The 12,747-nt window shown below is 73.9% G+C and carries 11 protein-coding genes; 5 read left to right on the top strand and 6 right to left on the bottom strand.

The window, feature by feature from the left end:
• The 5 genes from AB0E98_RS16260 to AB0E98_RS16240 all read right to left on the bottom strand — a co-directional run bounded on the left by AB0E98_RS16260 (nt 1) and on the right by AB0E98_RS16240 (nt 5,762).
• A complete protein-coding gene (locus AB0E98_RS16260) occupies nt 1–846 on the bottom strand; it encodes a DeoR/GlpR family DNA-binding transcription regulator (protein ID WP_361702677.1) in 846 nt (281 codons plus the stop codon).
• 159 nt (nt 847–1,005) lie between these two features.
• Nucleotides 1,006–3,417, bottom strand: a complete 2,412-nt coding sequence (locus AB0E98_RS16255) for a right-handed parallel beta-helix repeat-containing protein (RefSeq protein ID WP_361702676.1) — start codon at nt 3,415–3,417, stop codon at nt 1,006–1,008.
• A 110-nt stretch (nt 3,418–3,527) separates the two neighbouring features.
• Nucleotides 3,528–4,151: a hypothetical protein gene (locus AB0E98_RS16250; protein ID WP_361702675.1), complete on the bottom strand. Its 624-nt coding sequence runs from the start codon at nt 4,149–4,151 to the stop codon at nt 3,528–3,530.
• 157 nt (nt 4,152–4,308) lie between these two features.
• Nucleotides 4,309–5,145, bottom strand: a complete 837-nt coding sequence (locus AB0E98_RS16245; RefSeq protein WP_361702673.1) for an MOSC N-terminal beta barrel domain-containing protein — start codon at nt 5,143–5,145, stop codon at nt 4,309–4,311.
• A 65-nt stretch (nt 5,146–5,210) separates the two neighbouring features.
• Nucleotides 5,211–5,762: a DUF6643 family protein gene (locus AB0E98_RS16240; RefSeq protein ID WP_361702671.1), complete on the bottom strand. Its 552-nt coding sequence runs from the start codon at nt 5,760–5,762 to the stop codon at nt 5,211–5,213.
• A gap of 173 nt (nt 5,763–5,935) precedes the next feature.
• Between AB0E98_RS16240 and AB0E98_RS16235 the strand changes: the two genes are divergently transcribed.
• On the top strand, nt 5,936–7,198 hold the full coding sequence (locus AB0E98_RS16235) for a TerD family protein (protein WP_361702801.1): 1,263 nt from the start codon (nt 5,936–5,938) through the stop codon (nt 7,196–7,198).
• A 45-nt stretch (nt 7,199–7,243) separates the two neighbouring features.
• On the opposite strand, the gene AB0E98_RS16230 is transcribed toward AB0E98_RS16235, so the two are convergent.
• Nucleotides 7,244–8,413 carry a glycosyltransferase gene (locus tag AB0E98_RS16230; RefSeq protein WP_361702669.1) on the bottom strand — a complete coding sequence of 390 codons (1,170 nt, stop codon included), beginning with the start codon at nt 8,411–8,413 and terminating at the stop codon, nt 7,244–7,246.
• A 59-nt stretch (nt 8,414–8,472) separates the two neighbouring features.
• Between AB0E98_RS16230 and AB0E98_RS16225 the strand changes: the two genes are divergently transcribed.
• The 4 genes from AB0E98_RS16225 to AB0E98_RS16210 all read left to right on the top strand — a co-directional run bounded on the left by AB0E98_RS16225 (nt 8,473) and on the right by AB0E98_RS16210 (nt 12,623).
• Nucleotides 8,473–9,270, top strand: a complete 798-nt coding sequence (locus tag AB0E98_RS16225) for an aspartate/glutamate racemase family protein (protein WP_361702667.1) — start codon at nt 8,473–8,475, stop codon at nt 9,268–9,270.
• Nucleotides 9,271–9,348: 78 nt separating this feature from the next.
• A complete protein-coding gene (locus AB0E98_RS16220; RefSeq protein ID WP_361702665.1) occupies nt 9,349–9,963 on the top strand; it encodes a hypothetical protein in 615 nt (204 codons plus the stop codon).
• 115 nt (nt 9,964–10,078) lie between these two features.
• A complete protein-coding gene (locus AB0E98_RS16215) occupies nt 10,079–10,570 on the top strand; it encodes an NUDIX domain-containing protein (protein WP_311614124.1) in 492 nt (163 codons plus the stop codon).
• A 517-nt stretch (nt 10,571–11,087) separates the two neighbouring features.
• The gene (locus AB0E98_RS16210) at nt 11,088–12,623 is read left to right on the top strand and encodes an MFS transporter (RefSeq protein ID WP_361702663.1); all 1,536 of its coding nucleotides are present in this window, start codon (nt 11,088–11,090) and stop codon (nt 12,621–12,623) included.
• The last annotated feature ends 124 nt before the right edge of the window (nt 12,624–12,747 follow it).

Raw genomic sequence — 12,747 nt, 5'->3', positions numbered from 1 at the left:
TCAGCCGTCCGCGCCGTCGCCCCGGGCGCCGGCCACCACCAGCGACGGCAGCCGCTCGGCGATCTCCGAGCGGGCGCGCGGCGGCAGGCCCGCGTCGGTCACCAGCACGTCGACCTCGTCGAGCGTGGCGAACGAGCTGAGCCCCACCGTGCCCCACTTGGTGTGGTCGGCCAGCACCACGACGCGCCGGGCGGAGCGTACGAAGTGGCGGTTGGTCTCCGCCTCGGCGAGGTTCGGCGTCGACAGGCCCGCCTCCACGGATATGCCGTGTACCCCGATGAACAGCACGTCGAAGTGGAGCGACCGGATCGCCGCGTCCGCGACCGGCCCCACCAGCGTGTCCGAGGGGGTGCGCACCCCGCCCGTCAGGACGACCGTGGCCGCGCCCGGGCGGGCCTGCGGCCCGGACGCCGACATCGTGCGCTGGGAGGCGTGGAACACCTCGGCCACCCGTACCGAGTTGGTGACCACCGTCAGATCCGGGATGTCCACCAGCCGCTGGGCCAGGGCGAAGGCCGTCGTCCCGCCCGCGAGCGCGATGGCCGCGCCGCGCGCGGCCATCCGGGCCGCCGCCCGCGCGATGTCCTCCTTGGCGGAGAGCTCCAGCGCCGACTTCGCCTCGAAGCCGGGCTCGTGCGTGGTCGCCTCCGCGACCGGCACCGCGCCGCCGTGCACCTTCTCCACGACGCCCTGCCGGGCCAGCGCGTCCAGGTCGCGGCGGACCGTCATGTCCGAGACGTTGAGGCGCCGCGTCAGTTCATTGACCCGTACACCACCGCGCCGCCTGACCTCGTCGAGGATCAGGGCACGCCGCTGCTCCGCCAGGAGATTCTGCTGGTCGCTCACGCGGCCCCTCCTTCCCGGTCGACCGTCGCCCACGATGCGCACACATACTCCCACGCGCGAACGACAGCGATCGGTTTCGCTCAAGCCCCTTACGGCTTCCCCTTTTTCCCCCAACACCCCTCAGTGTGGAGGTGTGCCCTCGGCGCCGCCGCGCCCGGCTCACGGCGAATCGGGCAGATCCTCCGCGTACAGCAGGGTGAGGTCGTCCGTGCTGGGCGCGGTCAGCTGCGCCACCCGGCCCGCGTGCCGCTCGACCATCGCCTCGAAGGTCCGGCGGGCGGTACGGCCGTTGCCGAAGGCCGGCCCCTTGGGGATGTCGGTGAAATACCGCAGCAGCGCCCCGGCCGCCTCCTCGCCGATCCGGTACTCGTGCTCGTCGGCCTGCTGCCGCACGATGCGCAGCAGCTCCTCCGGCTCGTAGTCGCCGAAGGTGATGGTGCGTGAGAACCGGGACGCCACGCCGGGGTTGACGGTCAGGAAGCGCTCCATCTCGGTCGTGTAGCCGGCGACGATGACCACGACCTCGTCACGGTGGTCCTCCATCAGCTTCACCAGCGTGTCGATCGCCTCACGGCCGAAGTCCCGCCCGGAGTCCTCGGGGCACAGCGCGTACGCCTCGTCGATGAACAGCACCCCGCCCCGCGCCCGGTCGAAGGCCTCCTGGGTGCGCAGGGCCGTGGAGCCGATGTGCTCGCCCACCAGGTCCACCCGGGCCACCTCCACCAGATGGCCGCGCTCCAGCACCCCGAGGGAGGCGAGGATCTCCCCGTAGAGCCGGGCCACGGTGGTCTTCCCCGTGCCCGGCGAGCCGGTGAAGACCAGATGCCGGCGGGGCGAGGCGGCCTTCAGCCCCGCCAGCCGGCGCCGCCGCCCGACCTCGAGCATGTCCGTCAGGGCCCGCACCTCGCGCTTGACGCTCTCCAGGCCCACCAGGTCGTCCAGTTCGGCCAGCGCCGCCGTGGCCGTGCGCGAGTCCCCGGCGGGCGGCGGGTCGGCGACGGCCGGGGAACGCTGCGCCGGCACCCCCGGCACCCCCCGCTCCGGCGGCCGCGCCGCCTTCTCCACGGCGGGCACCGCGGCCCGGTGCCGCACGGTGTCCTCGTCGCTGGTGCAGCCCTGGCTGACCGGGCCGTCCTCCGCGAACTCGTAGCCGCCGCGCGCGCACCGCTCGGTGCGGCACGCCGTCAGCGTCGACCGGCAGCCGTCGATGACATGGAAGCCGTAACCGGCGCTGCCCGTCACCCGGCAGCCGTCGAAGGTGCCGCGCCCCTCGGCGGAGACGTAGAAGCCCGCCTCCCTGGGCGAGGTCACCGTGCAGCGCTCGACGACCGGGTCCGCGCCCTTGGTGACGATGACGCCGGTCGACGTCGCGTCGACGGCACAGCCGCTCAGGGTGCCCCCGCTGCCGTGGCCCCGGAACCAGACGCCCGTGGTCGCCTCCCGGATCCGGCAGTCGGCCAGCCGCGCGGTCGCCCCGCCGCTCACCGAGACCGCCGTACCGCGAACCCGCGCCAGATCGCTGTCGGTGACGTCCGCGCTGGACCCCCGGTCCAGGACGAACAGCGCGTCCGGCACGTCGTGCACCCGGCAGGAGACCAGCTCGGCGCCCGCGCCGTCGCTCACCCACACCGCCGGGTAGTCGCCCGTGCTGTCGTGGATCTCGCACTGCCCGGCCTCCACCCGCGTGCCCGGATCCCACACCGACAGGCCGTTGCGGCCGAAGCGGCGCACCGCCGAGCGCGTCATCGTCAGCACCGAGCGGGAACGCAGATCGATCGCGTTCTCCGGGACGTCGTGGATGTCGCAGTCGGTCAGGGACAGCACGGCGTCGGTGTCCAGGGTCACGCCGTCAGCCGACGTGCGGTGCACCCGGCAGTCCGTCAGCAGCCCGGTGGCGCGCGAGGTCAGCTGGACGCCCGTCCCCTGGATCTCGTACACCTCACAGCCGACGGCCTCCAGGGTGCTGCCCTCGCCCGTCAGCGACAGACCCGCCCCCCGGGTGTGGTGCACCCGGCAGCGCTCCAGCCGCGGCGCGGCGCCGCCGCGCACCGTGACGCCCGACTGGCCCGCCGCCACCACCTCGCAGTCCTCGAAGAGCCCGGCCGCGCCGTCCAGCACGCTGATGCCGACGCCCCCGGGGTTGTCGACGGAACAACGGCGCACCGTCGGCCGGGCCCCGTCGCGCACCTCGATGCCCGCCGCCGAGCGCGTCACCACCCGCAGGTCCGCGAGCTCCGGTGCCCCGTCCTCGACGAGCAGCGCCGGCGCGGACGCGTCATGGCCCTCGATCAGCAGATCCCGCAGCGTCGCCGAGGCGCGCACGGTCACCGCGACGCCCTCGGTCGGGGCGATCCGCACCGCCCCGCGCCCGCCCTCGCCACCCCGCAGGGTGACGGACCGGGACACGACCAGATTCTCCCGGTACGTCCCCGGGGCGACGGACAGCACATCGCCGTCGGCCGCCGCCTCCAGGGCGGAGGCCAGGGAGTCGTACTCGCCCGTACGCCGCCGCCAGCGCGATGTGCCCGTGTGCGTCACCTGGACCGATCCCGTGCTCGAACCCTGTGCCATGGTGCTGCTGTGCCCCCACGTTCGCGTGTGTGTGCATCCGGGACGGAGGAGTACCGGCCGCACCACCGTAGCGCGCGTGGAGCACGGGAGTTGGCTGTCCGGGACCCTCGTCAGCTTCCCGCGTCGGCCCGCCCCCAGGTGTGCCCGGCGCGTTCCCAGGCCAGGTCCCACTCCGCGTAGCGGCGGCGGGCGATCCGCCAGACCACCAGCCTGCGCGCTCCCTCGACCAGGCCGGCGGCGGCGCCCGCCGCCCCCAGGCCCGCGAGCACCGCGTGGACGGTGGCGGCCGCGCCGTCCATGGGGCGGCTCACGGCGGCGCCCCGGTCGTCGGTCCACAGCGGGAACGGCTCGCCGGGGCTCGCGTACTGACGGACGGCCACCAGACCCGTGCGCTCCAGGCCGTCCGGGCCCCGCCAGCGGGCGAGGACCCGCCGGTAGCCGTCGCGCCCGGCACCGCCCTCGTGGCCGTCGCCGTCGGCGCTCCCGGAGACCGGGGCCAGGGCGGTGGCCGTCACCAGATGACGGTGCAGGTGCTGCTCCCGGACGGTCTCCCGGAGCGCCTCATGGGCGAGGGAACCCGCCGTCCAGCCGAGAGCCGGACCCACGAGCAGCATCAGCACCACGGCGGCCACCCCCGCCCAGGCCTCCAGGACATCGCTCCGGCGCCGCAGCGGACTGCGCCGCCGACGCCACAGGGACAGCCAGAAGGAAAGCGTCGCGCGTATGGTGTTCACCCCCTTACGCGTCCGTAAATACCTCACACCGGGCGCCTCATGCGGAGGAAGGCGACGGAGAGCGGAAAATCACCCCCCGCGGCTGCCGAACGCGGCGGCACGTTGACGGAAGACGGGACGACGAAGGACGAGCCGGACAGGACGGGACGAGAAGGGCTCAGTCGAGGATTTCGACCGGATCGCCGACCCGGACGGTCCCGGTGTGCTCGGGTATCAGGTTCTTGCCGAACACGGCCTTGCCGCCGACGCGGTGGTGCCGGGCCAGGCTGCGCAGGGGCTCCTTGCCGCGCTCGGCCGTCCGCTGGTCGGTGGTGGTCACGATGCAGCGGGCGCTCGGCTTGACCGCGCGGAAGGTCACCCCGCCGACGCGCACCCGGCGCCACTCGTCCTCGGCCCAGGGCGCGGTGCCGTCGACGACCAGGTTGGGGCGGAAGCGGTTCATGGGCAGCGGCCCCTCGGCGGCGCGGTCACCGTGGGCGATGAGGGAGTTGAGCTCCCGCAGCGAGGCGGTCGTGGTGACCAGCAGCGGATAGCCGTCGGCGAAGCTGACCGTCTCGCCCGGCCGCGCGTAGTCCGGGTCGATCGGGCGGCGCCGGGCCGGGTCGTCCATGTGCACGAGCCGGGCGCCGGTGCCCAGGAACGCCGTCAGCCAGGCCTCGGCGGCCCCGCCCGCGGGCACCGCCTCCACCTTGTCCCGGAAGATCTCCGCGACGACCGTGCCGCCCGGCCCCTCGGCCGGGGTGGGCACGGCCACCTCCAGGGGCTCGGCGCCGGGGGCGGTCAGCCGCACCCCGCCGCCCGGCAGCGGCTCGGCCGCGGCCAACGCGAGCCGCGGCTCCTGCCGTTGGGTGATCATCCGGTGGTCCGGATCCACCACGAGCCATCTGCGGTCCCCGGTGAGCCCCCAAGGCTCCACGGCCGCCTCGCCGGGAGCACACCCCGCCATCGACTTCACCGGGTAGAAATGAACCGAGGACAGCACAGAAGTGGACATGCGTCCATCTTGCCAGCCGGATATGACAGTTGGCCGCCCCGGTGGACCGGCGCCCGGCGCGCGGGTCAGTAGCCCCGCTGCTCCGGGTACGGGCGGCCGCCGCCGTACGGGTCCTCGTACTGCGCCTGCGCCGGGCGAGGCGCCACGGGGCGCATCGCGTCGAACCCGGCCGGGCTCATGGACGCGGCGCCCGGGCGCTGCTGCGCCGGCTGCGGCGCCTGCCCCGCGTAGCCGACGGGCGGCGTGGCGGCCTGCTGCGGGATGAACGGCGCGGGCGTCTGCTGGAGGCCGGGGCCGGGGCCCTGGGCCTGCGCGGCGGCGGGCTGGCCCATGCCCATGGGCTGGCCACCGTACTGCGGGGCGGGCGCGGACGCGGCGTAGCCGGCCGGCGGGGCCTGGTGGGAGGAGGGCCCGGAGGGCAGGGCCGGCAGCGCGGGAAGGTTCCTCTGCGCCGGGGCGGGGGCGGGCGCGCCACCGAAGTCGTACGGGGAGGACACCCGGATCGGCGCGATCTGCGGGGTGCCCCGCTCGGCGACGAGGCTGTCGTAGATGGGGGTGTCCGGGAACGACGACGAGGCGTAGTAGCCACCGCCGTAGGTGCTGCGGGGGGAGGTCATAGCCCATAAGTTAAGCCCATGCTGTGCTGGTTGGGGAGACGGGTACTGGGGTTGTTTGCGGTGCCCGGAGAGGCGGCGCTTTACCAATCCCATCGAACCTGGGGAAATCGGTCGTCAAGGTACGTTGGGATCGTGTAAAGAGCCGGGTCATTTCGGAGGGGTTGAGGATGGAAATGCTCAAAGGCGCCAATGTCCGGATACCTTCACAGGTGGTACGGATCGAGCTGCGCTGGCGTACGGGCCCGGGGGTGCCCGACGCCGACGCGTCGGCGCTGCTGCTCTCGGCGGGCCGGGTCCGGTCGGACGCGGACCTCGTCTTCTACAACCAGCCGGTCCACCCCTCGGGCGCCGTGCGGCACGAAGGCAAGCGCACCGCGGACGGGTCGGTGAGCGACACCCTCACCGTCGATCTCGCCGCCCTGGAGCCCGCCGTCGAGTCGGTCGTGCTCGCCGCCTCCGCCGACGGCGGCGCCTTCGGGCGGGTGCCGGGGCTGGGCATCCGCGTCCTGGACGCGGCGGCCGGTACGGAGCTGGCGCGCTTCGAGAGCCGGGACGCGACCGTCGAGACCGCCTTCGTGCTGGGCGAGCTCTATCGGAGGCAGGGGGAGTGGAAGTTCCGCGCGGTCGGGCAGGGCTACAGCAGCGGTCTGGAGGGCCTGGCGACGGACTACGGCATCACCGTCGACCGGCCATCGGCCGCCGCCCCGGTGCCACCGGCCCCGACCCCCGCACCGGCGCCCGCGCCTTCCGCCGCGCCCGTACCGGCTCCCGCGCCGGCCTCCGCGCCGGCGCCCGGCCGGCCCGTGCGGCTGACCAAGGTCACGCTCACCAAGGAGGCCCCGAGGGTCTCCCTCGCCAAGCAGGGCGGCACGTCCGGCGCCCTGCGGGTCAACCTCAACTGGTCGATGCGACAACAGACCAGGACCTGGGGACGGCGGCTGGGCATGGCGTTCCAGCCCGGGATCGACCTCGACCTGGGCGCCCTCTTCGAGCTCACCGACGGCACCAAGGGCGTGGTGCAGGCCCTGGGCAACTCCTTCGGCTCGCTGCACCGGCCCCCGTACATCCAGCTCGACGGCGACGACCGGACCGGGGCGGTGGAATCGGGTGAGAACCTGACCGTCAACCTCGACCGGGCGGCCGCCTTCCGGCGCATCCTCGTCTTCGTCACGATCTACGAGGGCGCCACGAGCTTCGCCGGCCTCCACGCCACCGTCACCCTCCAGCCGCAGCACGGGGCGCCGGTCGACTTCTCGCTCGACGAGTGCGTCGTCGCCTCCAACGTCTGCGCCCTCGCCCTGATCACCAACAGCGGCGGCGAGCTCGTCGTCCAGCGCGAGGCCCGCTATCTCGTGCCCGACCGCGGCCTCAGCCCCCAGCGCACCCTGGACCGCGCCTACGACTGGGGCCTGAACTGGACCCCCGGCCGCAAATGACCTCGGGCCGCCCGAGCCGGCCCCGGGGCGCGAAGCCCGGGGCGGTCAGGGCGCGGCTTCCGGACGGGCGTACGTCCGCCCCTTCCAGGCCGCGCCCCGGCCCCGGTGGTGCTGGACCGCCGAGTCCACCGTCATCAGCAGGTACAGCAGCCCCGTGACCGGCAGCAGCGGGGCGAGCCACAGCGGCTGCCGGTAGTAGCGCAGCATCGGCGCGTACGTCCCCGCCATCACCGCCCACGCCAGGCCCCCGCACACCAGCGGTACGGCGGAGCCGGTCAGCGCCCCCGCCACGACGGCCACCGGCGGCGCGAGGTACACCACCGCCAGCCCGGCGACCGTGGCCGCCAGCAGCAGCGGGTTGTGGAGCAGCTGGGCGTAGGCGCTGCGCGAGACCATCCGCCACAGCGGCCCCAGCCCCGGATACGGCCGGACGCTCTCGACCCGGTCCGCCAGCCCCAGCCAGATCCGGCCGCCCGAGCGCCGCACCGCCCGTGCCAGCGACACGTCGTCGATCACCGCCTGCCGGATGCTCTCCGGTACCCCGGCCCGCAGCGCGGCATCGCGGCGCAGCAGCACGCAGCCGCCGGCCGCCGCGGCCGTCCGCCCGCCGGGGCGGTTGACCCGGCGGAAGGGGTACAGCTGGGCGAAGAAGTACACGAAGGCCGGGACGATCATCCGCTCCCAGAACGTGGCGACCCGCAGCCGGGCCATCTGCGACACCAGGTCCAGCCCCCGGGACCGGGCCGCCGCCACCAGCTCCCGCAGGCTGTCCGGGCCGTGGGCGATGTCCGCGTCCGTGAGCAGCAGGTACTCGGCGTCGGTACGGTCCTGGGCGAGCGCCATGCCGTGCCGCACGGCCCACAGCTTCCCGGTCCAGCCGGGGGCGGGCTCCCCGGGCGAGGCCACGGTCAGCGGCGGCCCGCCGTGTGTCTCCGCGAGGGCCCTTGCCAGCTCGCCCGTGCCGTCGGTGCTCCCGTCGTCGACGACGAAGATCTCCAGCGGGCCCGGGTAGTCCTGCGCGAGCAGGGACGGCAGGCTCATGGGCAGCACCTCGGCCTCGTCCCGGGCGGGCACGACGACCGCGACGGCGGGCCAGTCCGCGGGCGGGGTCCGGGGCGGCAGCCCGACGTCCGTACGCCAGAAGAAACCCTGCCCCAGCAGCAGCCAGCCCCACGCGGCCAGGGAACCCGTCGCGATCCACGTCAGCGCGCTCACCCGCCGCAGTCTGCCGCAGCGGGGCCGGGCCCGCCGGGCACATCGATTAAAGTGACCGGGTGAAGATCGCGCTCATCGACTCCGGAAACGGCCTGCTGGCAGCGGCCGCCGCCGTGCGCCGGCTGCGTCCCGACGCCGATCTGGTCATCTCCTCCGACCCCGCCAGCATGCCGTGGGGCCCCCGGACCCCCGAGGACCTCACCCGGCACGCCCTGGCCTGTGCCCGCGCGGCCGCCGCGCGGCGCCCCGACGCGCTGATCGTCGCCTGCAACACCGCCTCGGTCCACGCGCTGGAGGCCATACGCGCCGAGCTGGAGCCCGGCCTCCCCGTCATCGGGACCGTCCCCGCGATCAAGCCCGCCGCGGCCGACGGCGGCCCCGTCGCCATCTGGGCCACCCCCGCCACCACCGGCAGCTCCTACCAGCGCGGGCTGATCCGTGACTTCGCCGCCGGCGTCGAGGTCACCGAGGTGCCCTGCCCCGGCCTCGCCGACGCCGTGGAGCACGCCGACGCGGACGCCATCGCCGCCGCGGTGCGCGCCGCCGCCGCCAGCACGCCCGCCGATGTGCGCCGCCTCGTCCTGGGCTGCACCCACTACGAGCTGGTCGCCGAGCGCATCCGCGCCGCCGTCGCCGAGATCCAGGAGCCCGGAGCCCGGCCGGTGGAGCTGTACGGATCCGCCATGGCCGTCGCCGCCCAGGCGCTGCGCCGCGCCGGCACCGCGCCCGACCCCGAGGCCGCCCGCACGGGCGGGCTGACCGTGCTGCTCACCGGCCGCGAGGCGGAGCTGGGGGCGGCCTCGCTGAGCTACGCCGAGGGCCGCGCGCTCGGCCCCGTGAGCGCCGCGCGCTCCTGACCCGTCCGTTACGCACCGTTCGCGTCGCGTCCGCGCGCACCCCTGCCGTCGTGGCGGAACGTGAGTAGGCTGCCCGGTATGAGGGACCACTCCGAGGACCCGCGGGAGCCGGGGAGCGCGCCTGCCCCCGGTGGCGACGAGCGGACGGAAGCGCCCGGGCAGCCCGGTCCCGCGACGCCCGCTGTCTGGACGGGTCGCGCGACCAACCGCGTCCAGTGGCTGCTGGCCGCCGTCGGCGCCGCGTGCGTGGCGCTCGGCGTCGACCTGGCCGTCGACAGCGCGTGGACGTCCGGGCTCGCCCCCCTGGTGATGGCCGTAGTCGGCTGTGTGGCGGCGGGCCTGCTGATGCTGTACGGCACCATCGCCTTCGTGCATGTGGCCGTGCGGGTCGACAAGGACACCCTGGAGATCCGCTGCGGTCACATCGGCGTACCGCGCACCCGCATTCCGCTGACCCATGTGGTCGGCGCGGACTTCGACCCCCGCGTCACACCGCGCCAGTGGGGCGGCTGGGGCTATCGCTGGCGCCCGGAGAAGGGCACCGGTGTGGTCGTCCGGCGGGGCGAGGGCTTTGTGGTCCGGCTCGGGGACGGTCGTATGTACACGGTCACCGTGGACGACGCCGAGGCCGCCGTGCGCGTGATCCGCGACCGGCTCCGGATGCTGGGCGGCGGCCGCTCCGCGCACGCGTAACCCGGCCCGGCGCGGCCATGCGCGGCCCGGCGCGCGGAGGATTCCGGGCGCCCCCAGCGCGTATGTCCGTGGGGTGGATGCGCCCTGTCCGGGTCCCGTTGGTTAGCCTCGGCGCATGGCGATCCCCGACTTCATCCGCGACCTCCGGACCCTCATCGGCGACAAGCTGCTCTGGATGCCCGGAGTGAGCGCGGTCGTCCTCGACGAGGAGGGCCGTGTGCTGCTCGGGCTGCGTTCCGACACCGGGGAGTGGTCGATCATCGGGGGGATTCCCGAGCCGGGGGAGCAGCCCGCCGCGGCGATCGTGCGCGAGGTGTTCGAGGAGACCTCGGTCCGGTGTGTGCCGGAGCGGGTGCTCCTGGTCGAGGCGCTGCAACGGGTCGTCTACCCCAACGGGGACGTCTGCCAGTTCATGGACACCTGTTTCCTGGCCCGCGCGGTGGGCGGGGAGGCGCGCGTCAACGACGACGAGTCGCTGGAGGTCGGCTGGTTCGCGGTGGACGCGCTGCCGCCGATGGAGTCGTTCGCGGTGGCGCGGATCAAGCAGGCCGCGATGGACGCGCCGACGTGGTTCGCGGGATCCGGCGGGGAGTTGGGCGAGGGCTGACGTCTCGTCACTCAGTTTCTGATGCTTTGTCAGGCAGGGGTGGCCCCGGCGTGCGCTCCGGGGCGCGGCCCGGTGTGATCGTAGGTCAGTTCGTCAGCACCCTCGTTCCAGCGCTCGAAGAAAAAGCCGGGGCGGCGAATTCACTAAAGATCCTTTGATCCCGATGCCGTCCATGGCCGTACACGAGCACTGTTGGGAAAGAGGTTGCTTTGCTAATGTGTCCCCTGCTCATTCTTCCGAGAGCAGTCGGGGGTCAGTGAGGATGCATCGCAAAAGCATATGATCGACCGCCCTCTCACCGTCAGCGAGTGCGACCGTTCCTGTGAACGGGAAAGCGAGCCGACGATCTGGACGCCGGGGCGCTCTGGCCCTTGATCAGGCTTCTGATCAGGAAGAAGTCCAAGGGTAGCCCCCTGGCCGCCGTCCCTGCCGCTTGACGCACAGTCAAACCCCCGGAGCAAGGCGCACCTTTGGTTCAGGGTGTTTCAGCCTGCCCGGGCTGGATTCAGGAACGCGCATGAGAAACATTCGGGCGACGCGCGAGTTCCCACTCGCATTGCGATTGCTATTGCTCAATCAGTTTGGGATCGACATTGGCTTCTACCTCCTGATGCCGTTTCTCGCGGCATATCTGGAGCAGGGCCTGGGAATGTCGGCCGCGCTCATCGGGCTGGTGCTCGGGGCGCGGAATCTCAGCCAGCAGGGCCTGTTCATCCTCGGTGGCTCCGCCACCGACCGGCTGGGGCCACGCGTGGTGATCATCACCGGCTGTGCCCTGCGTACCGTGGGCTTCGCCCTCTTCGCCTTCGGGGGCTCGCTGCCGCTGCTGCTCGGCGCCTCGGTGCTCACCGGGCTGGCGGCCGCACTGTTCTACCCGGCCGTCCGCACCTACGTAGCCTTCGAGTCGGGCGACCGCAAGGCCGAGTCGTTCGCTCTCCTCAACGTCTACGCCACCATCGGTTCACTGATGGGCCTGCTGCTCGGGAGCGTGCTGTTCCTGACCGACTTCCGGTTGTGCGCCGTGGTGGCGGCGACGATCTTCGGGGTGCTGACGGTCGCCCAGGCGCTGGTCCTGCCCACAAAGGGGGAGCCGCCCCGCAGGCCGTCGGCCACCGTCCTCGGCGACTGGCGCGAGGCCTTCTGCAACCGCCGGTTCCTGCTGTTCTCGTTCTCCACCATCGGCATGTTCACGATGGAGAACCAGCTCTACCTCCTCCTGCCCGAAGGGGCGCTGAGCGCCTCGGGCTGGAAGGGCTCGGCCGGAGTGCTGCTGGCCGCGGGCGCCCTCGCCAACATGCTGTTCCAGCTACGGATCACCAGAGCGCTCCAGCGCAACGGCGGCGGCACCCGGTGGATCAGCTCCGGCCTGGTCGTGATGGGCCTCAGCTTCCTGCCCCCGCTGCTCGTCTGCGGTGGCGAGGCCCCGGCCGGCACGAGCGAGGCGGTGGCGCGGATGACCGTCATGGTGGCCGGCTCGGTGCTGCTCTTCTTCGGCATCATGGTCGCCCACCCGACCGTGCTGGAGATGGTGCCGATGTTCGGGCGGGAGAGTCTGACCGGTACGTACTTCGGGCTCTTCTACGTCTTCTCCGGTCTCGCGGCCACCGCGGGCAACGCCGTGGTCGGCCGGGCCATGGACTTCGGCGGGCGCACCGGCCTGTGGTGGCTGCCCTGGCTGGTCTGCCTCGCCTTCGGGATGGCCTCGGCGGCCTCGGTGGCCCTGCTCCAGCGCGGCGGCATGCTGCCGGGACTGCCGGTGCCGTCCGGGGCGCCGGTGGTGGAGGGGCCGGTCGTGGGCAAGCCGGTCGTAGGCAAGCCGGTCGTGGGCAAGCCGGTCGTGGGCAAGACCGTCGTCAAACGGGCGGCGGCGCCCGTGGTCCCCATGGCACCCGTGGCCCGCTCGGGACCGCAGGTCACCAACGCCTCGGTGCCCGGCGGGGAGGCCACGGGCCCGGCGAGCGACTCCCTCGACGGCCTCCGGCAGCACGATCCGGCTCGGCTGCCGGGCCCGGCCAGAGCCACCGACGAGGCCACCGACCAGCCGCCGAGATAGCGGGGGAGCAGGGTGAGGGCGGGGGGGGGGGGCGGGGCGCCCGCCCCCCCCCCCCCCGCCGGCCCCCCCCGCGCCCCCCCCCCCCCCCCCGGCGCCCGCGGCGCCCCCGCCCCCGGCGCGCGCA

It is taken from the genome of Streptomyces sp. NPDC037389, assembly GCF_040636475.1.
GTDB classification, from domain to species: domain Bacteria; phylum Actinomycetota; class Actinomycetes; order Streptomycetales; family Streptomycetaceae; genus Streptomyces; species Streptomyces hesseae.
This window is presented reverse-complemented; position numbering and strand designations above follow the sequence as displayed.